Origin of the sequence: Duganella qianjiadongensis, assembly GCF_009857915.1 — a bacterium.
GTDB lineage: Bacteria > Pseudomonadota > Gammaproteobacteria > Burkholderiales > Burkholderiaceae_D > Rugamonas > Rugamonas qianjiadongensis.
On sequence record NZ_WWCM01000001.1, the window covers coordinates 94,316 to 118,336 of the forward strand.

At 61.4% G+C, this 24,021-nt stretch carries 17 protein-coding genes and 3 tRNA genes; 5 read left to right on the forward strand and 15 right to left on the reverse strand.

What is annotated here, in order from left to right; genetic code table 11:
• Nucleotides 1-18 precede the first annotated feature (18 nt).
• The 10 genes from GTP27_RS00510 to GTP27_RS00555 form a co-directional block, all read right to left on the reverse strand.
• A complete protein-coding gene (locus GTP27_RS00510) occupies nucleotides 19-2,226 on the reverse strand; it encodes a two-component system response regulator (RefSeq protein ID WP_161037246.1) in 2,208 nt (735 codons plus the stop codon).
• A 56-nt stretch (nucleotides 2,227-2,282) separates the two neighbouring features.
• Nucleotides 2,283-4,475 carry a PAS domain-containing sensor histidine kinase gene (locus GTP27_RS00515; RefSeq protein WP_161037247.1) on the reverse strand — a complete coding sequence of 731 codons (2,193 nt, stop codon included), beginning with the start codon at nucleotides 4,473-4,475 and terminating at the stop codon, nucleotides 2,283-2,285.
• Between the two features lie 109 nt (nucleotides 4,476-4,584).
• The gene (locus GTP27_RS00520; protein WP_161037248.1) at nucleotides 4,585-6,264 is read right to left on the reverse strand and encodes a SulP family inorganic anion transporter; all 1,680 of its coding nucleotides are present in this window, start codon (nucleotides 6,262-6,264) and stop codon (nucleotides 4,585-4,587) included.
• A gap of 82 nt (nucleotides 6,265-6,346) precedes the next feature.
• On the reverse strand, nucleotides 6,347-7,813 hold the full coding sequence (locus tag GTP27_RS00525; RefSeq protein WP_161037249.1) for a GGDEF domain-containing response regulator: 1,467 nt from the start codon (nucleotides 7,811-7,813) through the stop codon (nucleotides 6,347-6,349).
• Between the two features lie 251 nt (nucleotides 7,814-8,064).
• Nucleotides 8,065-8,781, reverse strand: a complete 717-nt coding sequence (locus tag GTP27_RS00530; RefSeq protein WP_161037250.1) for a PEP-CTERM sorting domain-containing protein — start codon at nucleotides 8,779-8,781, stop codon at nucleotides 8,065-8,067.
• A gap of 249 nt (nucleotides 8,782-9,030) precedes the next feature.
• On the reverse strand, nucleotides 9,031-10,515 hold the full coding sequence (locus GTP27_RS00535) for an efflux transporter outer membrane subunit (protein ID WP_161037251.1): 1,485 nt from the start codon (nucleotides 10,513-10,515) through the stop codon (nucleotides 9,031-9,033).
• 1 nt (nucleotide 10,516) lies between these two features.
• Nucleotides 10,517-13,699 (reverse strand): efflux RND transporter permease subunit, encoded by a 3,183-nt coding sequence (locus GTP27_RS00540; RefSeq protein WP_161037252.1) that lies wholly within the window; start codon nucleotides 13,697-13,699, stop codon nucleotides 10,517-10,519.
• A 6-nt stretch (nucleotides 13,700-13,705) separates the two neighbouring features.
• Entirely contained in the window at nucleotides 13,706-15,019 is a 1,314-nt protein-coding gene (locus GTP27_RS00545) for an efflux RND transporter periplasmic adaptor subunit (protein WP_161037253.1), read from the reverse strand.
• Nucleotides 15,020-15,163: 144 nt separating this feature from the next.
• Nucleotides 15,164-16,030 carry an alpha/beta hydrolase gene (locus GTP27_RS00550; RefSeq protein WP_161037254.1) on the reverse strand — a complete coding sequence of 289 codons (867 nt, stop codon included), beginning with the start codon at nucleotides 16,028-16,030 and terminating at the stop codon, nucleotides 15,164-15,166.
• On the reverse strand, nucleotides 16,030-16,239 hold the full coding sequence (locus GTP27_RS00555; protein WP_161037255.1) for a hypothetical protein: 210 nt from the start codon (nucleotides 16,237-16,239) through the stop codon (nucleotides 16,030-16,032). The genes GTP27_RS00550 and GTP27_RS00555 overlap by 1 nt, the downstream gene beginning before the upstream one ends.
• 125 nt (nucleotides 16,240-16,364) lie before the next feature.
• On the opposite strand from GTP27_RS00555, the gene GTP27_RS00560 reads away from it, so the two are divergent.
• Nucleotides 16,365-17,321, forward strand: coding sequence for a LysR family transcriptional regulator (locus GTP27_RS00560; protein WP_161037256.1), 957 nt, complete (start codon nucleotides 16,365-16,367; stop codon nucleotides 17,319-17,321).
• A gap of 20 nt (nucleotides 17,322-17,341) precedes the next feature.
• Complete coding sequence (locus GTP27_RS00565; RefSeq protein ID WP_161037257.1) at nucleotides 17,342-18,313, forward strand: D-2-hydroxyacid dehydrogenase; 972 nt, start codon at nucleotides 17,342-17,344, stop codon at nucleotides 18,311-18,313.
• Between the two features lie 6 nt (nucleotides 18,314-18,319).
• On the opposite strand, the gene GTP27_RS00570 is transcribed toward GTP27_RS00565, so the two are convergent.
• Nucleotides 18,320-19,465 (reverse strand): alpha-hydroxy acid oxidase, encoded by a 1,146-nt coding sequence (locus tag GTP27_RS00570; RefSeq protein ID WP_161037258.1) that lies wholly within the window; start codon nucleotides 19,463-19,465, stop codon nucleotides 18,320-18,322.
• Nucleotides 19,466-19,709: 244 nt separating this feature from the next.
• Here GTP27_RS00570 and GTP27_RS23700 point away from each other — a divergent pair, with 244 nt between their 5' ends.
• On the forward strand, nucleotides 19,710-20,318 hold the full coding sequence (locus GTP27_RS23700; protein WP_229633260.1) for a DUF4082 domain-containing protein: 609 nt from the start codon (nucleotides 19,710-19,712) through the stop codon (nucleotides 20,316-20,318).
• 152 nt (nucleotides 20,319-20,470) lie between these two features.
• Here the strand turns inward: GTP27_RS23700 and GTP27_RS00580 are convergent.
• The 4 genes from GTP27_RS00580 to GTP27_RS00595 form a co-directional block, all read right to left on the reverse strand.
• Nucleotides 20,471-20,547 (reverse strand) — tRNA-Arg (locus tag GTP27_RS00580).
• 145 nt (nucleotides 20,548-20,692) lie between these two features.
• Nucleotides 20,693-20,769 (reverse strand) — tRNA-Arg (locus GTP27_RS00585).
• A gap of 134 nt (nucleotides 20,770-20,903) precedes the next feature.
• Nucleotides 20,904-20,980: transfer RNA gene (locus tag GTP27_RS00590), tRNA-Arg, on the reverse strand.
• 212 nt (nucleotides 20,981-21,192) lie between these two features.
• Complete coding sequence (locus tag GTP27_RS00595; RefSeq protein ID WP_161037259.1) at nucleotides 21,193-21,420, reverse strand: hypothetical protein; 228 nt, start codon at nucleotides 21,418-21,420, stop codon at nucleotides 21,193-21,195.
• Between the two features lie 306 nt (nucleotides 21,421-21,726).
• Between GTP27_RS00595 and GTP27_RS00600 the strand changes: the two genes are divergently transcribed.
• Nucleotides 21,727-22,836 (forward strand): PAS domain-containing sensor histidine kinase, encoded by a 1,110-nt coding sequence (locus tag GTP27_RS00600; RefSeq protein WP_161037260.1) that lies wholly within the window; start codon nucleotides 21,727-21,729, stop codon nucleotides 22,834-22,836.
• 194 nt (nucleotides 22,837-23,030) lie between these two features.
• Nucleotides 23,031-24,002 carry a diguanylate cyclase gene (locus GTP27_RS00605; protein ID WP_161037261.1) on the forward strand — a complete coding sequence of 324 codons (972 nt, stop codon included), beginning with the start codon at nucleotides 23,031-23,033 and terminating at the stop codon, nucleotides 24,000-24,002.
• Nucleotides 24,003-24,021: the final 19 nt, after the last annotated feature.

The following is a 24,021-nucleotide window of genomic DNA, read 5'->3' on the forward strand; positions in this document are numbered from 1 at the left end:
ACACTCCTGTGAGTCGGTTTAAGACAGGTCCTGCAAACAGCGCCGCTCGCGCAGCAAACTGGTGAAAGCCGCCGCATCGACAGGACGGCTGAAATAATAGCCCTGCATTTCATCGCAGCCATGCTGGTGCAGGAACGCCATCTGTTCACGCGTCTCCACGCCCTCGGCGATCACGCGCATGTTCAGATTGTGGGCCAGCGATACCACCGATAGCGCAATTGCGGCATCGGCCGGGTTGGTGGTGATATCGTCGACAAAGGATTTGTCGATCTTCAGCACGTCGATAGGGAAGCGCTTCAGGTAACTGAGGCTGGAATAGCCGGTGCCGAAGTCGTCCAGCGAAATGCTCACGCCGATGGCTTTCAGGCGGCGCAGCGCCGCCACCGCCTTGTCGGGATCCCCCATCACCGTACCCTCGGTGATTTCCAGTCCCAGATATTGCGGCGCCACCTTGAAGTCGCGCAGCGTGTTTTCTACATACGGCACGGTGGCGTCATTGGCAAACTGGCTGGCCGCCAGATTCACCGCCACCTTGATGGCGCCCAGTCCCTGATCGTGCCACAGCTTGATCTGCGCGCACACGCTGGCCAGCACCCATTCGCCGATAGAGTTCACCAGCCCGTATTCCTCGGCCAGCGGAATAAAACGGTTGGGCGGCACCCGTCCCAGCACCGGATTATCCCAGCGCAGCAACGCTTCGGCGCCAACGATGGCACCGGTCTGCAAGCACATCTGCGGCTGGTAATACACCTCGAATTCGTCGCGCGCGATGGCACCGCGCAGCTGGCTCTGGATCGCCAGCTTGTCGCGCACTTCCGCATCCATGCGCTCGGTGAAGAAGGCGTAGTTATCACGCCCCACTTCCTTGGCACGGAACAGCGCCGTATCGGCGTTGCGCACCAGTTCATCGAAACTCTCGCCATCGCTAAGGCTCACGGCGATGCCTATGCTCGATGTTACGGTAATCACGTGCTGATCGATCACCAGTTCCTGCCGCAGGCCGGCCAGTATGCGCTGCGCCAGCGCCATGGTCTGCGCCAGCTGGCGGTCGTCCGCAACGATGATCTGGAATTCGTCGCCGCCCTGACGGGTAACGATATTGTCTTCGCCCACGCACTGGCCCAGGAAGCTCGCCACCACCTGCAGCGCCTTGTCGCCCACATCGTGGCCATAGGAGTCGTTGATGCTCTTGAAGTGGTCCAGATCGAGGCACATCACGGCCACGCAGCGGTTCTCGCGCTGGGCAGCGGCAAACTTCTGCTCGAACTGCTGGCGTGCCAGCAGGCGGTTGGGCAGGCCGGTGAGTGCGTCATGGTGCGACAGGAAATCGATCAGATGCTGCTCCGCCTTGCGTTCGCTGATATCCATGAACACGGCAACGTGGTTGCTGACCTCCCCTTGCGCGTCGCGCACCACGGAAAGACTGAGCAGGCCGGGGAAGGTATCGCCATTCTTGCGCCGCGCCATAATCTCGCCCGACCAGTGGCCCGTCTTGACGATGGCCTGCACCATCAGCTGGAAGGTCTTCATATCCGCTTCACCGGCATGCAGCAGCGCTGCGCCCTGCCCGATGACTTCCCCGGACGGATAGCCGGAAATCCGCGTGAAGGCGGGATTGCAGGCGACGATGCGGCCATAGCGGTCGGTGACCACAATGGCATCCTGGGTCGCTTCGAACACCTGGCTGGACAGGCGCATGAATTCCTCATTGGCGCGGCGCTGTTCCACTTCCTTTTCCAGCGAGGCGGCCAGCGCCACCAGTTCGGCCGTGCGCTCGGTAACCCGCTGCTCCAGCATGGCGCGTTCAGCCGCCAGCGCCTTCTGGGTGCGTGCCAGACGCACGTGGGCATCGGTGCGGGCCAGTATTTCCTCGGCCTGGAAAGGCTTGGCGATAAAATCCACCGCACCGAGTGCGAAGCCGCGCACCTTGTCGTCCGTATCGTGCTGGGCGGAGAGGAAAATCACCGGAATCTGGCTCAGTTCGGGCGCTGCTTTCAGGCGCCTGCACACTTCGAAGCCGTCGATGCCCGGCATGCGGATATCGAGCAGTATCAGTTCGGGCGGGCGCGATTGCACGGTCCACAGCGCCAGTTCGCCGTTAGGCGCCTGCCGCACATAGTATCCAGCCTCCGTCAGCAGATCGCTCAGCAGCTTGAGCGAGGCTGGCGTGTCTTCCACGATCAGCACTTCCCCCTTGCCCGACTGCTCCGATATTTCCCGCACCATGTAAAAACTCTTTCGTACTAGCTGCCCCCTTGCGGGCATTGTTGATGATATACCGATCAGCGCTGCGCCGCTGTGCTGCTTTCCGCATCTTCCAGCAAACGGCACAACTGCGGATACTGGTGCTGACGCAACATGTATTCGATGCCCGCCACCACCGCCGCCAGTTCGGCCGGCAAGGGCAGCAGCAACTGCCCCACCCGGGTCAGATTCAGTTCCAGCAAAGCGTTCTTCATGTCGCTGCGCAGGCCGGCGTCCAGCCGCAGCAGATCGGCCAGCGTCAGCGCATGCGGCACCGGATGACGCACCTCGCTGGCCTGCGGCAGGCTCACCAGCGTCTCCTCGCCGCAGGCAGCAGGCACGGCATCGGCTACCGGCAGGGCCAGCACAAAACGGAAGGTTGCACCGGCGCCCGCTTGCGATTCGACGGTCAGTTCGCCGCCCATCAGCTGGACAAATTCGCGCGAAATGGTCAGGCCCAGCCCCGTGCCCTCGTGTCCGCCCGGCGTATCGGCCTGAATGAACGGTTCGAAGATACGGCTCTGGTCTTCCGGCGCAATGCCGGAGCCATTGTCGCTGACGGCAAACGCCAGTTCGTAGTGGTCACCGGCAGCAGTCTGCAACAGCCGGCCATGCACGGCCAGCGTGACGCGCCCGCGCGGTGCAAACTTGACCGCATTCGACATCAGGTTAAGCAGCACCTGGCGCAGCTTGGTGCCGTCCACACAGGCGCCCGGCGGCAGACCATCCGCTTCCAGCACCAGCTCCACATCGTTCTGGCTGGCCTTCATGCTGACCATGTCCATGACTTCCTGCAGCATGTCGGCCAGCGCCACCACGTCGGTCTGCAGCACGGCGCGGCCAGCTTCGATCTTGGACAGTTCCAGAATATCGTTAATCAGGGTAAGCAGATGCTGGCCGGAGCGGTGAATAATGGCCAGATTGCGCTTCTCTTCCGGCAGCATGTTTTTGGAATCGGCCAGCAGGCGCGAAAAGCCGATCACCGAATTGAGCGGCGTGCGCAGCTCGTGGCTCATATTTGCCAGGAAGGTACTCTTGGCCTTGTTGGCAGCCTGCGCCTGCAGCACCGCCACCGACAGCGCATTGGTACGTTCGGTCACCAGATCTTCCAGATGGATACGGTGGCGCCGCAATTCCTGCGCCGCCTCGCGGCTTTCCGTCACATCGTAGTTAACCCCCACCATACGGGCCGGCTTGCCATCCGGGTCGCGGAAGATCATGGCGTCGCCCTTGATATGGTGGACCGAACCATCCTCCCACACCACGCGGAATTCCGCATCGAATTCGGCGTGGCCGTCGAGCGCCTGCTGCAGCAGGGCTTCGGTCGGTATCCTGTCGTCGGGGTGCATCATGCTGCGCCACTGGTCCATGGGCCGCGCCAGGGTGCGCCCTTCGATGCCGTACAGGCGGTACATCTGCTCGTCCCACACCACGATATCCCGGGGAATATTCCAGTCCCAGATGCCGATGGCAGCGGCGCTACTGGCGATCTGCAGACGCTCCTCGCTGGCATGCATGGCCACATAGCGGCTATCCATCAGGCGCACCATTTCGCGGATCGAACCATTGAGGGTTTTCAGCTCGCCGAGGAACAGGTCGCGCGGCGGCTCGGCACCGGGGTTCTGCCCGGCCTTCACATTGGCGGCATAGCGCTCGATGGTGGTCAGCGGCTTGAGCACCAGATGCCACAGCAGCAGATACAGGCTCAGTACCAGCGTCACCACCATCACGAAGATCATGCCGATGATGGTGTAGAGGCGCTGGCGCAGCTGCTCTATCAGCTGCGCCGGCGAGGCATATACGGTGATGGTGCCGATCTGCTGTCCCGAAACGATAATCGGCCGCTGCGCCGAAATCAGATCATCGCGCTGCGGCAGCAGGGTCGATTCGACCAGCTGGCCGGACTCGCTGCGGGTGAGGATGAACGGCGGACTGCTGGACACCGGGGTCACGGCGCTGGCATACAGATCGCGGTTACTCAGGCCGCTCTTCATGATGGTGACGATCTGGGTCTCGTCGAAATTCCACGCCGGCAGCGCTACCGCCACGGCCAGCTCTTCGGCACTATCGGCTAGCGTCTTGTGCAGCTGCTCCCAGCGCTGCGCCCGTTCCACCTGATAGAAATACAGGGCAAAGGTGGTCAGTACCAGCGTCACCACGGCTGTCAGCGTGACACTGACATAGACGGCAATCGAGACATTGGCGGCACGGCGGGCAAGGCGTTCTAACATCGGCTAACCATTTTTCGGGGTTAATCTGCTGGCAACGCGTGAAATCATAGGAGCAAAGCCCTATGAAGTCCATGAATATTGTTTCTAAAACGCATCAAGAATACACTGTTCAGATTCCCGACCCGGCCGTTTCGCCTACATGCAGGCGTCCGTGCGGCGGCGTTTGCAGGGCTTCGCAGGCCATCACGGCGCTCAGATAGAGCTGGCCGTGCAGCTCGCGCAGCAAGGCACTCTGGCGCAAACGGTCCAGCACCGGCCCTTTTACTTCGGCCAGATGCAGCCCCAGTCCGCGCCGGCCCATGCGCTGGTTGAGCTCTGCCAGCGCATACAGGGCACTGGTATCGATCGAACTGACGGCGCTCATCACCAGCACCAGATGGCGCGCCTCGGGATGGCTGGCCAGTTCGCTCTCAATACGCTCGGTAATCGCTTCCATATTGCCAAAGAACAGATTGGCGTCGATCCGCAGCATCAGCAGCTCGGGCCGGGTCTGGGCCGGATAGCGTTCGATATTGCGGAAATGTTCGGTGCCGGCGATGCGCCCCAGCACGGCGATGTGGGGCCGGCTGGCGCGCCAGATCAGGGTGCCCATGGACAGCGCTACGCCGATCAGTACGCCCGCTTCCACGCCCAGCGCCACCACGCCCAGACAGGTTGCCCCCCACGCCAGCACGTCGCCGCGGTCATACTCCCACGCCGTGCGCAGGATGCCCAGATCGAGCAGGCCCAGTACCGCCACGATGATGGTGGCCGCCAGCACCGGCAGCGGCAGCAGCGCCAGCCAGCCGGTAGGCGCCAGCAAGGCGCAGGCCAGCAGGACAGCGGTAATCAGGCTGGCCAGCGGTGTGTGGGCGCCAGCAGCAAAGTTGACAGCGGAACGCGACAGGCTGCCCGTGACAGGGAAACCACCCGTCAGCGCACTGGCGATATTGGCCGCTCCCAGACCGATCAGCTCATGGTTGCTGACCAGCTTTTCATTGCGCTTGAGTGCCAGCGACTGGGCCGCCGACATCGACATCAGAAATACGATGAAGCCGATCAGCAGCCCCGGTTGCAGCAGGCTGCGCCAGTGCGCCGACGAAGTGGCCAGATGCAGGCCCGGCAGACCGGCAGGTATGGCGCCGGTGGTGCGTACGCCCTGCGCCGCCAGCGTGGTGACCGCCATCAGCGCTATGCCGCCCAGCACCACCAGCATGGGCGCCAGTTTGGCGGCAATATCGGCCAGCGTGGCAGACAGGCCGCAGCGCACCAGCAGGCGTGCCAGATACAGCCGCGCCAGCACCAGCAGCAGCAAGGCGCTCAGGCCCAGCATGGCGCTGGGCAGATGCACCTGTCCGACCGGCGCGCCGAGCAGGCTATGCAGCTGGTCGTAGGCGATCAGCAGCGCCGAGCCGACGGTAAAGCCGTTCATGACGGGACGGGAGAAGAAGTTAGCCAGAAAGCCCAGCCGCAGAAAGCCGCACAGCAGCAGCACGGCGCCGGACACCAGCGCCAGTTGCGCAGCGAGCACGGTAGCCAGTGCCGAACCGGGTGCCGCCAGCGGCGCAATCACGCTGGCTGTCATCAGCGAGATAATCGCCATCGGCCCCACCGATTGCGTCATGCTGCTGCCGAACAGCGCATAGATCATCGGCGGCAGGATACTGGCGTAGATGCCGACGACGGGCGGCAGGCCGGCCACCAGTGCATACGCGGTGCCCTGCGGGATCATCATCATTGCCACTACCACACCGGCAGAAAGGTCGCCCGCCAGATAGGCGCGCCGGTAGTGTCTCAGCCAATACAGCATAGTTTGTCCACGGTACTCGAAAAATACCGCAAGACTACGCCATCAACCGCCGCAGGTCCAGCCCGGGCTGAACGCTGCAGGCCTAATCGGCCAGTTCGATGCAGCAGCGGCCCACGCGTTTGGCGCGCTGCAGCGCCACATCCAGCCGTTCCAGCACGGCGGAGACGCCGTCGTCGCTGCGGGTCTGGCTGACACTGAGGCTGATCACCACTGTCGCTTCGCTAGGCAGATCGGCTTCCACGATAGCTTTGCGCAGCTTCTCGGCCAGACGCATGGCATCGGCCGCATTGGTGTGGGTGGCGATGACGATGAACTGTTCGCCCTGCATGCGGGCCAGCAGATCGGAGGTACGCAGACGTTCCTTGACGATGGTCGCTACCGCGCGCAGTACCGCGTCGCCCACGGTGGAACCGTATATATCGTTTTCGGACTGGAAGCCCACCACGTCGAACGACAGCACAGCCAGCGGAATGCCGTAGCGGCGCGCGCGGCGCAGTTCGTGATCGAGCATTTCCTCGCCGGCGCGGCGATTGGCGGCGCCAGTCAGGCTATCGACGGTACTCATCTGCGACAGCTGGCCGCTCAGTTCTTCGTTCTGGTGCTGCAGCGCGCTCATACCCAGCGCGAAGCTGATGATCTGGGCCAGACCGCTGAAGCAGGCAAACTGTTCGCGCGAAAAGGTGATGTGACGGTCGAACATCAGGCTGATCGCGCCGATTTCCGGACCACCGGGCGCCGCGCGCAATGGCAGCGACAGCACCATGCGTACGCCGCGGTCGTGCAGCGCCATGGCGAATTCGGGGTTGCCGGCCTTCTCGGGCGCATCCAGCAGCATCATTTCGCCGCGGGCGACGGACAGCAGCGGCGGGAAGATATCGCGCAGCGGCGATTGCAGCAGGCGGTCACGCCGCTGCAGCAGACGCGACAGATCCAGGTGGTTGCGCGATTCCTGCGCTACCAGCTGCAGGTCGCCCCGTTCTTTCATATGCAGCAGCGCCGTATGGCGCACGCCGGGGAAATTGCACAGCGCCAGACAGATATGGGCAGCCATGGTCTCCACCGGCTCGATCGCGGCCAGCGCGCGCTGCAGGCTGCGCTGCACGCCCAGCACATCACGCAATTCCTTTTCCTTGTCCAGCAATTGCTGCTGCAGGGCCGCCGCCGCATCCACCGGCTGGGCCAGCGCCTGCGCAACGGCCTGACGCAGTTCGTCGTCGATCAGGGGGCAGATACGGTAGTCGAAATGGCCGAAGGTCATCAGTTCCGGCAGCCACGAGGTGTGGTCGAACGGGCATAGCACCAGCACCGGCGCGCCAGCCCGGCTGCGGATCAGGGTGCCGATGCCGGCCAGTTCATTAAGGTAGTTATAGCCGTTCAGGTCCAGCACCAGCAGGTCAGGCTGACGCTGGCCCAGCAGGTCAACCACCTGGTCGACGTTGTCTGCCAGATGCAGCTGGGCAAACATTTCGCCGCATAGCGCCTGAAAGGCCATGCGCTGAACGCTATCCGTACTGAAAAACACGCCCGCACTCACGCTCCGACCCGCCATCTTGCACTCCTGCATCAACCAAAGAAATTAGAAAATTACAAATCCGTATAAGTTTGACACATCATTCACGAATAGCAATAAATTTTGTCTTTTAGATCAAAATATTTCCGCACAAACTTATTGAACGGCTTTTTTTGTTGCTTTTTTGTGAACAATTGCAGGACGGATGCGCGCCGGCCAGACTGCCTGCAGGCAGCCGTCTGATGTAAAACACAGCAGAGCGCGGCCTGTGCCGCAAGGCGCAGACCGGCTTAGCGGGCCTGACGGCGGCGTGCGGTCCAGCCCAGCAGGCCCAGACCAGCCAGCAGCATGGCATAGGTTTCCGGTTCAGGAACCGGCGTGGTCGGATTACCGCCCGTTGGCAGCTGGGTTACGGTCAGCGAGGTCAGGCTGCCGTTGGCACCCATCATGGCATGGGTGCTGGCCGACGAATAGGTGTAGTAGAAAGTAGACGTGCCAAAGGCGGAGAAGTCCAGCGCGGCTGGCAGGGTGCTGTCGCTGAAGGCATGGCCGGTGGAATCGAACAGCATCAGCGCCATCATCTGGGACGCCTGGCCATTGGCGCTGACATTGGCGATGCCGAAGCTATCGGCGCCTTTCAGGCCGGCGACATTGTTACCAACCTGAACGGTGGTGGTATTGCTCAGGGCATGGTCCAGACCCAGACTGGTGGTGCCGATCGCTGCATTCAGCGCATTCTGTGCAGCCGCTGCCGAGAACATGGCCAGACCGCCGACGTTGCTGATCTGGGCGGTGCTGGTGTCATAGGTAAAGTGACCACTGATGGCATCCCCTACCGACACGGTCGAGCCGTTCAGATCGCTGCTGCTGACCATGCCACCGGCAAAAGTCAGGGGCGAGAACTGCACCATTTCCTGAATCTTTGCCGTGAAATCGAACTGCAATACCGCTGCGTTCGAAGAACCAGCCAATGCCAGACCAGCCAGCAACAGAGGGATTTTCTTCATGTCAAAAACTCCAGAAATCGTGTAGATGTGACATTAAAACATTCGCAACAACTGTTGTCAAGCGATAATTTAAGTTATCTTAAAGAAATTGAGTTTTGTAAATAGAATATTCCATAAGGAAATTTTTGCGTTCCATCGAAAGACAAAAAAAGGGCCAGTAACAGCAGACCCCGAACAGGTCCGCCGTCACTGGCCCCGGCGGCAAGCACCCTCGCCGCCTACTTCCCGCAACGCCGCAGGATAACTCTGTCAGTGCTGCGCCAGCTGAAGCTGGCCCGCACCGCCATCCCAGCCGCCGCCCAGCGAGCGGATCAGCGCCACCGTGGTAATGGCGCGGCTGCCGCGCAACTGCACGGCGCTGCGCTCCACCGACGCCAGATTGCGCTGCGCATCGAGCAGATCCAGATAGCTGGAACGGCCTGCCGCATAAAGCTTCTGGGCCAGATCGGCCGAACGGCGTGCCGAAACCAGCGCTTCGTCCAGCTGCACGGCCTGCGCCTGCAGAATACGCAGACCGGCGAGGTTATCCTCCACTTCGGCAAAGGCCTGCAGTACGCTCTGGCGGTAGCTGCCTACCGATTCTTCCAGCGCCGCTTCGGCACGGCGGATATTGGCCGCATTGCGGCCGCCATCGATCAGCGGCATGGACATCATCGCGCCCAGCAGCCACGAACGGCTGCTCCACTTGAACACTTCCGCCACCGTGCTGCCGGAGGCGCCAGCTGCTGCCGCATTCAGGCTCAGCGCCGGGAACATGGCCGAGCGGGCCACGCCGATGCGGGCATTGGCTGCTTCCATGCTGCGCTGCGCGGCCGCGATGTCGGGACGGCGTTCCAGCAGTGTCGAAGGCAGCCCTGCCGGCACTTCCGGCAGCAGCGCGCTATCGAGCAGCGGGCTGTTACCAGCGGTGTAGCTGGCGGCCGGTTTGCCCAGCAGGACAGCCAGCGCATGCTCGGTGGTAGCGCGCTGGCGCTGCAGGCCTATGGCCTCGGCGCGGGCGCTGGCCAGCTCCGTTTTTGCCCGCGACAGGTCGAACTCGCCGATGTCGCCAAGGTCGAAGCGGCGCTGATTGACCTTGACGTTTTCCTCGCGCGTCTGCACGGTGCGCTGCAAGGTCTCCAGTTCGGCATCCGTAGCGCGCAGACGGAAATAGGTCTGCGCCACATCGGCCTGCACAGCCAGCAGCACCGACTGGTAGGTCGCTTCGATCGAAGCGGCATCGCTGCGCGCTGCGCTGACATTGCTCGCTACCCGCCCGAACAGATCGACTTCATAGCTGGCCGTCAGGCTGGCATTGAAGGCTTTGCTCGGCGCCACCGGCGTACCGGCCGGCAGTCCGAGCGACAGATCGGAGGCGCGCTGACGCTGGCCCGAAGCACTCACGCCCACTTGCGGGATGCGGTCGGCTTCGGCCACACCGGCAATCGCACGCGCCTGTTTGACGCGTGCTGCCGCTACCGCCAGATTGGCATTGGCGCGGGTAGCGTCGTTAATCAGCTGATTCAGCGCCGCATCATTAAACGCCAGCCACCACTCGCCGCGCGAGCGGGCTTCTGCCGCCTGCGCCGGCTGCCAGGTGCTGCCGTCGGCCGCCGTCTGCACGCCGCTGCTTTCCTTATAGGCGGCCGGCACCTCGATGGCCGGCTGCCTGAAGGCCGGTGCGGCGCACGCGGTCATCAGCAGAGCGGCCATGACAGGTGCCACGCCACGGGCGATCATCTGCATAGTATTCATCTCAATGGCTCCCTTCCAGTTTTTCTGCTGCTGCCGGCGAGGCAGCAGGTTTTTTCTCAAGGCGCACTGCCAGCTTGCGCAGCAGCACATAGAACACCGGCGTCAGGAACAGCCCGAAGAAGGTCACGCCCAGCATGCCGCCGAACACGGCCACGCCCATGGCATGGCGCATTTCCGAACCGGCGCCATGGGAGAACACCAGCGGCAGCACACCCATGATGAAGGCGATCGAGGTCATCAGAATCGGACGCAGACGCAGGCGGCAAGCTTCCAGTGCAGCCTGCACGATGCTGCGGCCATGATGTTCCAGTTCGCGGGCGAATTCCACAATCAGAATCGCGTTCTTCGAGGCCAGTCCCACCAGCACGAACAGGGCGATCTGGGTGAACACATTGTTGTCGCCGTGGGTCAGCTTCACCCCCAGCAGCGCGCACAATATCGACATCGGCACGATCAGGATCACCGCCAGCGGCAGGGTCCAGCTTTCGTACTGGGCCGCCAGCACCAGGAACACCAGCAGCACGCACAGCGGGAACACATAGATCATGGTGTTACCGGACAGGATGTCCTGATATACCAGCTCGGTCCATTCGTAGCTGATCCCTTTCGGCAGCACTTCGTTGAGGATCTTGGTCATCTCGGCCTGCGCTTCGCCCGACGATACGCCCGGCGCGGCACCGCCATTGATTTCAGCGGCCACGTAAGCGTTGTAACGCTGCACGCGGTCCGGACCATAGCTATCCTTGACCCGCACCAGCGACGACAGCGGGATCATTTCGCCCTTGTCGTTGCGCACCTTGAGCTGGGCAATATCTTCGGCGTGCGAACGGAACTGCTGGTCCGCCTGTACCCGCACCTGATAGGTACGGCCAAACTGGTTGAAGTCGTTCACATACAGCGAGCCCAGATTGATCTGCAGGGTCTGATAGATGGTCTGCAGCGGCACGCCCAGCTGTTTGGCCTTGGCGCGGTCCACGTCGGCAAACAGTTGCGGCACATTGATCTGGTAGCTGGAGAACACGCCAGCCAGTTTCGGGTTCTGCCAGGCTTTCATCTGCACCGCCTGAATTGCCTTGTACAGCGCGTCGTAGCCGAGGTTATCGCGGTCTTCTATCATCACCTTGAAGCCGCCCGTCGTGCCCAGGCCATTGACTGGCGGTGGCGACAGCACCATCACGAACGCGCCTTCGATCACGCCCATGCGCTTGTTGATTTCGGCGGCTATGGCTTCGGCCGATTCGCTAGGCTTGGTACGCTGCTCGAACGGTTTCAGCGGCGTGAACACGATGCCCGCGTTCGGCGCGTTGGTAAAGCCGTTGATGGACAGGCCGGGGAAAGCGACCGAATCGGCCACGCCGGGAATATCCTTGGCAATATCCGACATCTTGCGGATCACGGCCGTGGTACGGTCCAGCGAGGCAGCATCAGGCAACTGGGCAAAGCCGATCAGGTACTGCTTGTCCTGCGCCGGCACAAAGCCCGGCGGCACCAGCTTGAACATGAAACCGGCTGCAGCAGCCAGCACGGCATACACTACCAGCGAGCCGCCTTTGCGCTTGAGCACAGCGGTCACGCCCGTTTCGTAGCCATGCGAAGCACGGTTGAAGAAGCGGTTGAACCAGCCGAAGAAGCGGCCAAAGATGCGGTCCATGATGCGGGTCAGGCGGTCCTTCGGTGCATCATGGGGCTTGAGCAGCACAGCCGACAGGGCCGGCGCCAAGGTCAGCGAGCTGAATGCCGAGATCACGGTCGAAATGGCAATAGTCAGGGCAAACTGCTTGTAGAACTGGCCCGACAGACCGGACACGAAGGCAATCGGCACGAACACGGCGCACAGCACCAGCGCGATGGCGATGATAGGACCACTCACCTCTTTCATCGCCTGTATGGTGGCGTCATGCGGCGACAGACCATTGGCGATGTTGCGCTCGACGTTCTCCACCACCACGATGGCGTCATCGACCACGATACCGATGGCCAGCACCAGACCGAACAGCGACAGCGTGTTGATCGAGAAGCCGAAGCCCAGCATCACGGCAAAGGTACCCACCACCGACACGGGTACGGCCAGCAGCGGAATCACCGAAGCGCGCCAGGTCTGCAGGAACACGATCACCACCAGTGCTACCAGGATGATCGCTTCCACCAGCGTATGGATCACGGAACGGATCGATTCACGCACGAATTGGGTCGGGTCGTACACAATGCTGTATTCGACGCCTTCCGGGAAATCTTTCGACAGACGGGCCATGGTGGCGCGTACGTCCGCCGACAGTTGCAGCGCATTGGCGTTAGGCGCTTCGAAGATAGGAATCGCCACCGCCGAATTATTATTCAGCAGCGAACGCAGCGCGTAGGAATTCGAGCCCATCTCCAGTCGTGCCACGTCCTTGAGCAGGGTGACCGCGCCGTCGTTATTGGTTTTCAGGATGATGTTGCCGAATTCTTCTGCCGTCTGCAGACGTCCCTGCGTATTCACGGTCAGCTGGAAGTCCGCGTCCTTGCTGGGACCCTGACCGATCACGCCGGCCGCTACCTGCACGTTCTGCTCGCGGATGGCGTTCACCACGTCGCCCGCCGTCAGGCCGCGCTGGGCCACTTTCTGCGGATCGAGCCAGACCCGCATGGCGTAGTCGCCGGAACCGAACATCTGCACCTCGCCCATGCCGGGCAGGCGGGCCAGCTGGTCCTTGATATTCAGCACCGCGTAGTTACGCAGATACAGGTCGTCGTAACGGCCGTTGGGTGAATTCAGGTGGACCACCATGGTCAGGTTGGGCGACGACTTCACGGTGGTCACACCGATCTGGCGCACTTCTTCCGGCAGGCGTGGCAAAGCGCGCTGCACGCGGTTCTGCACCTGGGTTTCCGCCTGCTCGACGTTGGTGCCGATCTTGAAGGTGACGGTCAGCGCCAGTGCGCCATCGGAGGTGTTTTGCGAGGACATATACAGCATGTTCTCGACGCCGTTGATCTGCTCTTCCAGCGGCGCGGCCACGGTTTCGGCAATGATCTTCGGATTCGCGCCCGGATACTGGGCGCGCACCACCACCGATGGCGGCACCACGTCCGGATATTCCGAGATCGGCAGCTTGAAGATCGAGATCAGGCCGGCGACAAAAATGACGATCGATAGCACGGCCGCGAAGATCGGCTTATCGACAAAAAATCGGGAAATGTTCATAGCGTTTTATTCCTTGCGAGTGCCAGTCTTGGCGATGGCAACTTTTTCATCCTTGGCAGCGTGCTTATCAGCCTTGGCGGCAGCGTCCTTGCCGGCGTCTTTGCCAGCGTCTTTGGCCACTTCCTTGCCGGCGGGCGGCTGGGCGCTGGCAGCCAGCGGATCGACATCCATCGCCACCACATTCGGCGTGATCGGTGCGCCGGGACGCACGCGCTGCAGGCCGTTGACGACGATTTTCTCGCCCGGCTTCAGGCCATCGCGCACCACGCGCAGACCATCGACCGACTGGCCCAGCTGCACCGGACGGTATTCGGCCTTGTTGTCCTTATCCACCACGAAGACGAACTTGCGGTTCTGGTCCGTATTGATGGCACGCTCGTTGATCAGCAGCGCCGGTTTGGCATTGTCGGAACCGGCCAGCTGCACACGGGCGAACAGGCCGGGCACCAGCGCGCCATCAGCATTGTTCAGCGTCGCGCGCATGCGCACGGAGCCGCTGCGCACGTCGAGCTGGTTATCGACGAATTCCAGCTTGCCTTCGTGCGGATAGCCTTCCTCGTTGGCCAGACCGATGCGCACCGTGGCAGGTTTGCCCTGATGGGCAGCTGCCCCCACGCGCAGATAGGTCTCTTCATCGCCGTCAAACGAGGCATAGATGCGCTCCAGCGACACCACCGAAGTCAGCACGGCCGAGGCATCGACCAGATTGCCCAGCGTGATTTCCGCTTTCGAGACGCGGCCATTGATCGGCGATTGCACCTGCGTGTAGCTGAGATTCAGACGCGCCGCTTCGAACTGGGCCTGCGCAGCGCGGGCATCGGCGTCCAGTTGCTTCAGGCTGGACGCGCGTTCATCGTATTCGCGCTGGGCGATGGCTTTATCGGCCAGCAGCTTTTCCGCACGATTCAGTTCCAGCCGGGCCAGATCCGCCTTGGCGCGGGCCGAACCGGCCGCCGCTTCGGCGCGATTGGCTTCGGCCTGGAACGGACGCGGATCGATTACGAACAGCACATCGCCCTTCTTTACCTGACTGCCGGGTTTGAAGTTGATGGCAGTGATGAAACCGGCCACACGGGGCCGGATCTGCACCTGTTCGATGGCTTCCAGGCGACCGGAAAACTGCTGCGTCTCGGTGACGGTTTTCTCCACGACGACCGCAGCCGACACGGGCGGGCCACCGGCAGCCGGCGCTTCGGCCGTTTTACCGGTTGCCGTGTCGCAGCCGGTCAGGGCCAATCCGGTGGCTGCGGCCAGTCCCGCCAGCGCCATGGCAGCAGCCAGCGGCCGGGCCATCGCGGTGATATGTTTAACGTTTTTCATTGTTATTCCTTTTTGCATGAAAAAATTTAATAGAAATGGCGGCACCGGCCAGCTCGGCGAAATCGCGAGAAAACCCGGTACTAGCGCCCCGCCGGCAAGCCGGTGGGGACGTTTCGATGACAACTACAAGAGATACAGGGAGCTCTAGCCGGTCGCTGCTGTGTCAGCCCGTTCCAGACCAGCGATGAAGCTGGCAATTTCCCCCAGTGCGTAACGTTTGCACGCACATTCGTTCCGTGCCCCCGTTTCATGCAGGGGTGCGGGCGGCATACGGGTGACGGTGGTTTTCACTCCGCAGCTCATTAACTTGGCGCCATACTGCTCTGCCTCGTCGCGCAGCGGATCGTCCTCGGTGGACAGGATCAGTGCCGGCGGCAGATTTTTCAGACGGCTCGATTGCAAGGGCGACGCATACGGATGGATGCGGTCGGCCGCATTCGGCAGGTAGCCGCGATAGGCCGCCGCGCAGGCGTCGGCCACTTCCAGCAGTTCCTGCCCGTGCTGCATATCGCGCATCGAACAGGTGGACAGGCCGGGATCGAGCATGGGCATAATCAGTATCTGGCCAGCCAGTGCCGGGCCACCCCGGTCACGCGACATCAGCGTGCACACTGCTGCCAGATTGGCGCCTGCTTCGATGCCGGCTACCAGCAGACGTTTGCCAGTCCAGCCCAGCTTGGCCTTGTGCTTCTTCACCCACTGCAGCACTGCGTGGGCGTCTTCCACTGCCGCCGGAAACGGCTTGACGGCGGCCAGCGTGTAGGTACTGGCCAGCACCACGCTGCTGGTGTTCTCGTCGGCCAGATGGCGCAGGAACAGATCGCCTTCATCCAGCCCGCCGCCGGTAAAGCCGCCGCCGTGGAAAAACACGATCAGCGTGTCGCGTTTGCCGGCATCTGGCGCCACGGCATAGAGCCGCGCCGCCAGATGCCCCTCTGCCCCGCCCACCTCAAGGTTGCGGATTTTCAGGTGCGCAGAAAACTCCGGCATTTCGTCCACGCCCGCGCCCATCACTGCACCTGGACGGGAGCGATGGCCAGCAGGGCCGGTTCGGCAGCCGCCAGCGTCGTCGTCCCGGCAGCCACTTCAGTCAGGGCGCGCACGCCGCTCGCTTCGGCCTTGGCCGCCTGCGAATAGGCATCGGTATAAACTACGCTAGCCAGTGCCAGCGACGTCAGCGCCAGTGCGACGGTAGCAAAAATTCCATCCCGATATTTCATGTGCATCTCCTTTCCTGAAGCGAGGTTTACTTGGACAGTACGCACATATTAAACATGATTTACAATCCAATAAATACGGATAAGATGAATTGATTGTTCAGAATCCCGAACAATAAGGTGGGTCGATGAATAAATTGCAAGCCATGGAAGTGTTCGTGCAGGTAGTAGACGCCGGTGGTTTCACCCGCGCCGCCGAACACCTGCAACTGCCCAAGGCCACCGTTTCCACCCTGATCCAGTCTCTGGAGACGGCGCTGTCGGTCAAATTATTGCACCGGACCACAAGACAAGTGAGCGTGACGGCCGACGGCGCCGCCTATTACGAGCGCTGCCTGCGCATCCTGTCCGATGTGCGCGAGGCGGAAGAATCGCTCTCGCGCACCCGCTTGAGCCCCAGCGGCCGCCTGCGCGTGGACGCCCCGACGGGGCTGGCCAGCGAAGTGCTGATCCCTGCCCTGCCGGATTTTTTCCAGCGCTATCCCGACATCCAGCTGGAACTCGGCTGCAGCGACCGCACGGTCGATCTGATCGAGGAGGGGGTGGACTGTGCCGTGCGCGGCGGCGCGCTGGCCGATTCCAGCCTGATTGCGCGCCGCGTCGGCATCCTCGAATTCATTACCTGCGCGGCGCCATCCTATCTGGACCGCTACGGCCGCCCCGTTCATCCGGAAGAACTCAAACGCCACCGCTGCGTGAATTATTTTTCTTCGCGCACCGGCAAAATCTTCGACTGGGATTTCGCCCGCGGTAACGAACGCATACAGCTGCCGCTGCCGGGCCTGATCGCGCTGAACGACAGCAATGCCTACACGGCCGCCGGCATTGCCGGTCTGGGCATCGTGCAGATGCCGCAGTTTATGCTCCAGCCCATGCTCAATGCGGGCAGCCTGGAACAGATACTGGCCGACTGGCAGTCCGACCCGCTGCCCATCCACGTGGTGTATCCGCAGAACCGCCACCTGTCCGCCAAGGTGCGGGTATTCGTGGAATGGGTGGCCGAACTGTTCTCCAACCATCCGGGCATGCGCCTGCCGAAGATCGCAGCGGCCGCACGTCCGCTCACTGCCGAACTGGCCCTGTAACTTTTTCGATAGGCTGAACTATGAGCGCACCACACAGCATCGTCTTTCTCGACCGCGATAGCGTTATCGCGCATATCCGCCGCCCCGCATTCGAGCACCGCTGGACCGAGTATCCGGCCACCCGCGCCGGCGAAGCCGTGGCGCGCCTGCGCGACGCAGGTGCCAGCATCGCCATCACCAACAAGGTGCCGCTGCGTGCCGCCGATCTGGACCAGCTGCCTGAGCTGAAAATGATCGCCGTGGCTGCCACCGGCACCGACATCGTCGATCTGGCCGCCTGCCGCGAACGCGGCATCGTGGTCTCCAACATCCGCAACTACGCGGTGCACACGCTGCCCGAGCATACGTTTGCGCTGATCCTCGCGCTGCGCCGCCAGATCGTGGCCTACCGCGCCGATATCGAAGCGGGCCTGTGGCAGAAGTCGGAGCGCTTCTGCCTGTTCGGCCACCCTATCAGCGATCTGGCCGGCAGCCGGCTTGGCCTGCTAGGCTATGGTGCGCTGGGCAGATCGGTAGCCCAGATTGCGCGCGCCTTCGGCATGGAAGTCATCGTGCATACCCGCTCGCCGCTCGCCGATGCGGCTGGCGACGGCGTGCGCGAAGCCAGCTTCGACGAAGTGCTGGAGACCTCCGACATTCTGAGCCTGCATCTGCCACTGACGCCGCAGACGCGCGAGCTGATCGGCGCCAGCCAGCTGATACGCATGAAGCGCAACGCACTGCTGATCAACACGGCGCGCGGCGGGCTGGTGGACGAGACGGCGCTGGCCGACGCCCTGCGCAGCGGCCTGATTGCCGGCGCCGGTTTCGACGTGCTGGTGCAGGAGCCGCCGCCAGCCGACAACGTGCTGCTCAATCTGCGCCTGCCCAATTTTATCCTCACGCCCCATTCGGCCTGGGCCAGTTCGCAGGCCATGCAGGTACTGGTGGACCAGCTGATCGACAATGTGGAGGCGTGGGTGGCCGGGGCACCGCGCAACGTCGTCGCCTGAGCCGTATCAGTAGCTACCGGGCAGCAGAATATTTTTGTCCACCTGCGCCACGTTGCGCAGGCCGCAGAAGGCCATGCTCAGATCGAGCTCGTTGCGGATAATCTCCAGACATTGGGTCACGCCCTGCTGGCCCATGGCGCCCAGGCCATACAGGAAAGGCCGGCCGATATACACGCCTCTGGCACCCAGTGCCAGCGCGCGCAGCACGTCCTGCCCCGAACGGACACCGCCATCCATATGCACTTCGATCTCGCTGCCCACCGCATCGACGATGGCCGGCAGCGCGGCGATCGACGATGGCGCACCATCGAGCTGGCGTCCGCCATGGTTGGAGACGATGATGGCGTCGGCGCCGGTGGCCACGGCCAGCTTTGCATCCTCGGCGTCCATGATGCCCTTGATAATCAGCTTGCCGCCCCAGCGCTGCTTAATCCACGCCACATCCTGCCACGACAGGCTGAGATCGAACTGCTGGCTGGTCCACGACGACAGCGACGACATATCGGATACCGAACTGGCATGGCCGACGATGTTGCCGAAAGTACGGCGCGGTGTCTGCAGCATGCCCAGCACCCAGCGCGGCTTGGTGGCCAGATTCAGAATATTCGGCAGCGTCAGGCGCGGCGGCGCGGACAGACCGTTGCGGATATCCTTGTGGCGCTGCCCCAGCACCTGCAAATCCAGTGTCAGCACCAGCGCCGAGCAGCGCGCCGCCTTGGCACGGTCGATCAGGCGGTTAATGAAGTCGCGATCCTTCATCACGTATAGCTGGAACCAGAACGGCTGGCTGGTATGGGCCGCGACATCCTCGATCGAGCAGATGCTCATGGTCGACAGCGTGAACGGAACGCCGAATTTTTCCGCCGCCTGCGCTGCCAGAATTTCGCCGTCGGCGTGCTGCATACCGGTCAGGCCGGTGGGCGCCAGCGCTACCGGCATGGCCACACTCTGCCCCACCATGGTAGAGCGCAGGCTGCGGTTTTCCAGATTCACGGCCACGCGCTGACGGAATTTGATGCTCTGGAAATCCGCCTCGTTAGCGCGATAGGTCGATTCGGTCCACGAACCGGCATCGGCATAATCGTAAAACATGCGCGGCACGCGCCGCCGGGCCAGCTGGCGCAGATCTTCGATATTGGTAATGACGGCCATGGAATTTACTCCGCAACGGTGACCGTACGATCATCGGGGATTTCTGCGCAAATGCCAACAAGAAAAATACATGTCGCCAGAGACCGGCTAGCCCCCTGTAAGCAGCAGCCACCGGCCTGTAGCGGAACAAGGCCTTATAGTTCGCCTCGCATGAGGCAAAGCAAACCATAAATAAATACAATTATGATAATTTAATATTTTTATGATAACGTGGCTAATCCTAACCAGCCTGGGGGATCTGATCATGAAATTCCGCGCACATGTCATTTCAGTAAGTCTGGCATTGGCATTCGCCGCCAATGCCTATGCCATTACACCCGCCTATGAATTTACCGGCTCCTCCATGGCGAGCGACCCGAATCCCTACTCGCTAGGTTTCGAGTTTTCGCTCTCTGGCACCACCTCGATCTATGCGCTGGCCTATTTCAACGATGGCACGGCTAGCGACCACCAGGTGGGTCTGTGGGATACTGCCGGCCACCTACTGGCATCCACGACCGTTCACAGCAGCGACACGCTGAACGGTCATTTTAATTATGCGGCTATTACAACACTGACGTTGAGCGCAGGTAACTACGTTATCGGCGGCACCTATCTGGGCGGCGCTGCGCCTGCTCCGATCAACTTAACGGGCGTCACCAGTGCAGCCGGCTACAGCTGGGTTCGTGATTTGCAGTTGTCCGGCACAGGACTCTCTTTCCCGACCCAGAATATCGGCAACTATGGCCAGAATGGCATTGCGGTAGTTAATTTCTCGGTTACGGCTGTACCTGAGCCGGAAACCTATGCCATGCTGATCGCCGGACTCGCTCTGAGCGGTGTCGTGCTGCGCCGGCGCAAGAGCCAGGCATAAGCAGAAAGCTGCTCAATGGCCGCCTGAAGGCGGCTTTTTTATTGAACGAACAGGAATTGCGCGGCAGCGCGCGAGCAAGCTGCAAGGTGCAGCTATGCGGGATAAAAAAAAATACCCGGAAGCCTATGACTTCCGGGTATTTTTAGTAATTCTGGTGCGGCTGGCAGGAATCGAACCCACGACCCCTTGGTTCGTAGCCAAGTACTCTATCCAGCTGAGCTACAGCCGCGAAAACAGGATTATAACAGCTTTTCCTATCTTTACGAAGTATTCTGTGAAGTAATTCCGAATTTACACCGAATCAAAACACAGGTCTTACACTTATAGTAAAAGGGCCCGAAGATTGCTCTTCAGGCCCTTTTACTTACGAATTTTGGTGCGGCTGGCAGGAATCGAACCCACGACCCCTTGGTTCGTAGCCAAGTACTCTATCCAGCTGAGCTACAGCCGCGAAAAACAAGATTATAACAGCGTTTTCTCGTTTAGCGAAGCATTCCGTCAAGAAATTTTATTATCCGAATCGGAGGCTTACACTTATAGCAAAAGGGCCTGCAACTTGCGTTACAGGCCCTCTCACTGACGAATTGGTGCGGCTGGCAGGAATCGAACCCACGACCCCTTGGTTCGTAGCCAAGTACTCTATCCAGCTGAGCTACAGCCGCGTTGTAGTGCATTATAAAGCATTAATTTCGTTTTGCAAAGTTTGATATTTCCATCATTTTGTTCGCTAAGCGCACGAAACGCCGAATGAACTATTTGCAAAACCGCTCACTGCCTTATTAACTACTTTCTTTCGACCGGCATGCCGTGCGAAAGAAGCAGCATTATAGGGAGCAGCCGTGCTCTTGTCCAGTGCTACATCACAGCGGCCGGTTTATACGCCGAATTCGGCCGCCGCCTTGGAGGACCACAGCGCTTCGTTATAGGACGGGAATGGCTCACCGTAACAATCGACCTGGCCGCCTTCGCCGACGAATTTTATCCACCAGCCTTCCTGATCATTGAGGATGGCGATATCGCCCGCCTTGCAATGCTCGGCCAGTTGCTCCTCGCCTTCCAGCACCACGATATTCACTTTTCTGTGCTTAACCACGGTCACCATACCACCTCCCATACATGCAAACCGGGGCCGCATGGCCCCTCTGCCATAGTGTACTGCAGAGCTTCATTCATGCTAGTGATTTCTCTCATCACAACATAGAATTTGCCAACGTTTGCGCATTGCAGCATCATGCACCTGTCTCCTCTATTCTCCTCCAAGGAAATAGATTTAGCCCGCTCCCGTAGCGGGCTTTTTTTTGCCCGGCCATTCAGACGGCGTATCGTGCGCGGCTGGCGGCCGTGGCCGCACTAGAATAGCGCTGTTGATTAATGTCATGCGCGTTGCGCCACGCCTGTAGCACTCCCGATGAAGCCCGCGACCTGCACTGCCCACCAGTCCGACCAGCTAGCGCTGCGTGCCCTGCTCGACTCCATGCCGCATCCCGCATGGATCACCGAGCAGGATGGCGGCACGATCTGGCATAACCAGCCGTGGTATCGCTATACCGGAATCAGGCCGGCGCAGCTGCACACCGAGAGCTGGCGTCAGGTTTGTGCGCCGGAAGCGCTGGCGGCACTCACCGCGCGCTGGGAGCAGGCGCGCCGCAATGGTCAACCCTATGAGCTGGAAGTGCCGCTACGCAGCGCCGACGGCGAATTCCGCTGGTTTCTGGCACGCGCACAGCCGGTGGTACTCGATAACGGCCAGATCGTGCGCTGGCTGGGCACCTGTACCGATGTCGACCAGCTACGCCGCATCCGCACCGAGGCCGCCGGCTACGCCCGCATCAAGGACCAGTTCCTCTCCACACTGTCGCACGAACTGCGCACCCCGCTGACAGCCATACTGGGCTGGGCCCAGGTGTTGCGGCGCGGTGGCCGCGACGCTGCCGACCTGCAGCGCGGTCTGCAAACCATAGAACGCAATGCCCGTCTGCAGGCGCAGCTGATCGAGGATCTGCTCGATATGAGCAGCCTCTCCGGCGGCCGTTTGCAGCTACAGCTGAGCAGCGTCGCCATCGCCCCTTTACTTGCAGCGGCCATGGCGCAGTGGCAGGCGCTGGCCAGTGCCACCAGCATACAGCTCGAACTGGCAGCGGTGGAGGCCGACCTGCGGGTGCTGGGCGATAGCGAACGCATGCAGCAGTTGCTGAGCAAACTGCTGCACAACGCCATCAAGTTCAGCGCACCGGCCACCCGCGTGTGCCTGGGCGCCCGGCGCGCCGGTTCCACCATCTGCATTACGGTCGCAGATCAGGGCATAGGCATCGTGGAGAGCGCACTGCCGCATATTTTCGAGCCCTTCCATCAGGCCGATCCGGGCATGTCGCGCCGCCACGGCGGGCTGGGACTGGGACTGGCTATAGCACGCCAGCTGGCCGAACTTCATCATGGCCGGCTGACTGCAGAAAGTGCCGGACTCGGCCAGGGTGCCCGCTTTACGCTGCACCTGCCTGCAGCACCGGCACCGGACTGAGTGAGCAAAAAGACAAGCTTACCACAATCAGATTAATTTCCTTGGATAAACTACCAAATCCACAAAGAAACATGTACAATAAATTTCCATGCGGCAATATCTTGCATGTGTGCGACGCGCTGCTGCACCCTGCGCTAACATGGTTTTAATATAAATGGCCTAAGCGCCAGCAGAACTTATCGACCGGGATCCTTATGCCAAGCCGAGAAGATATCCTCAACGCCCGAATACTGGTGGTGGATGACAACGCTGACAACCTCGAACTGATGTGCGAGATCCTGCAGGATGCAGGCTATCGCGATGTCAGCGCAACCTCGCAGGCGGAACAGGTGTGCGCCATGCACCGCCAGCATGGCTACGACCTGATACTGCTGGATCTGCAGATGCCCGGCTTTAACGGTTTTCAGGTCATGCAGGGGCTCAAGGAGATCGAACAGGGTGGCTATCTGCCTGTGCTGGCACTCACGGCCCAGCCCAGCTTCAAGATTGCGGCGCTGGAAGCCGGTGCGCGCGACTTCATCAGCAAGCCATTTGACCTGATGGAAGTGTATAAACGCATACACAACATGCTGGAAGTACGGCTGCTATACCGCGAGCTGGCCCAGTATAGCCGCCAGCAGCAGGCGCTGGCTCTGCACGATGCGCTGACCGGCCTGCCCAACCGGCGCCTGCTGGAAGACCGCATCAGCCACGTGCTGCAGCATGCCACCCGGCAGCAGAACAAGGCTGCCGTCATGTATCTCGATCTTGACGGTTTTAAAGCCATTAACGACACCCATGGCCACGCTGCCGGCGATGCCGTACTCAAACAGGTGGCGCAGCGCCTTACCGGCTGCGCCCGCAAGGAAGATACGGTCGCGCGGGTGGGCGGCGACGAATTCGTCATCGTCATGGGCAGTCTGAACCAGCTGGACGATACGCGCGACCCGGCTGCCAAACTGATCGAAGCCGTTGCCCGCCCCTATCAGGTGGACGGACTGGAACTGCAGCTATCAACCAGCATAGGCATCGCCCTGTTCCCCGACGATGCGACGGAAGTCAATCCGCTGATAGCCGCCGCCGATGCTGCCCTGTATGCAGCCAAGCGCAGCGGCAAGAACTGCAGTTGCACCGCACTGGCCATGCGTGCCACCGGCCTCCAGCAGGAAGCCGTAAGCCACGCCTGATCGCTCGCGGGCAATTCGA

What these genes read in the sequence shown, in the direction of transcription:
- GTP27_RS00510 (WP_161037246.1), bottom strand. Translation starts at nt 2,226, where the DNA reads ATGGTGCGGGAAATATCGGAGCAGTCGGGCAAGGGGGAAGTGCTGATC.
- GTP27_RS00550 (WP_161037254.1), bottom strand. Translation starts at nt 16,030, where the DNA reads ATGGGCGCGGGCGTGGACGAAATGCCGGAGTTTTCTGCGCACCTGAAA.
- GTP27_RS00525 (WP_161037249.1), bottom strand. Translation starts at nt 7,813, where the DNA reads ATGGCGGGTCGGAGCGTGAGTGCGGGCGTGTTTTTCAGTACGGATAGC.
- GTP27_RS00570 (WP_161037258.1), bottom strand. Translation starts at nt 19,465, where the DNA reads ATGGCCGTCATTACCAATATCGAAGATCTGCGCCAGCTGGCCCGGCGG.
- GTP27_RS00565 (WP_161037257.1), top strand. Translation starts at nt 17,342, where the DNA reads ATGAGCGCACCACACAGCATCGTCTTTCTCGACCGCGATAGCGTTATC.
- GTP27_RS00555 (WP_161037255.1), bottom strand. Translation starts at nt 16,239, where the DNA reads ATGAAATATCGGGATGGAATTTTTGCTACCGTCGCACTGGCGCTGACG.
- GTP27_RS00535 (WP_161037251.1), bottom strand. Translation starts at nt 10,515, where the DNA reads ATGAATACTATGCAGATGATCGCCCGTGGCGTGGCACCTGTCATGGCC.
- GTP27_RS00545 (WP_161037253.1), bottom strand. Translation starts at nt 15,019, where the DNA reads ATGAAAAACGTTAAACATATCACCGCGATGGCCCGGCCGCTGGCTGCT.
- GTP27_RS00560 (WP_161037256.1), top strand. Translation starts at nt 16,365, where the DNA reads ATGAATAAATTGCAAGCCATGGAAGTGTTCGTGCAGGTAGTAGACGCC.
- GTP27_RS00540 (WP_161037252.1), bottom strand. Translation starts at nt 13,699, where the DNA reads ATGAACATTTCCCGATTTTTTGTCGATAAGCCGATCTTCGCGGCCGTG.
- GTP27_RS00595 (WP_161037259.1), bottom strand. Translation starts at nt 21,420, where the DNA reads ATGGTGACCGTGGTTAAGCACAGAAAAGTGAATATCGTGGTGCTGGAA.
- GTP27_RS00530 (WP_161037250.1), bottom strand. Translation starts at nt 8,781, where the DNA reads ATGAAGAAAATCCCTCTGTTGCTGGCTGGTCTGGCATTGGCTGGTTCT.
- GTP27_RS00520 (WP_161037248.1), bottom strand. Translation starts at nt 6,264, where the DNA reads ATGCTGTATTGGCTGAGACACTACCGGCGCGCCTATCTGGCGGGCGAC.
- GTP27_RS00600 (WP_161037260.1), top strand. Translation starts at nt 21,727, where the DNA reads ATGAAGCCCGCGACCTGCACTGCCCACCAGTCCGACCAGCTAGCGCTG.
- GTP27_RS00515 (WP_161037247.1), bottom strand. Translation starts at nt 4,475, where the DNA reads ATGTTAGAACGCCTTGCCCGCCGTGCCGCCAATGTCTCGATTGCCGTC.
- GTP27_RS00605 (WP_161037261.1), top strand. Translation starts at nt 23,031, where the DNA reads ATGCCAAGCCGAGAAGATATCCTCAACGCCCGAATACTGGTGGTGGAT.
- GTP27_RS23700 (WP_229633260.1), top strand. Translation starts at nt 19,710, where the DNA reads ATGAAATTCCGCGCACATGTCATTTCAGTAAGTCTGGCATTGGCATTC.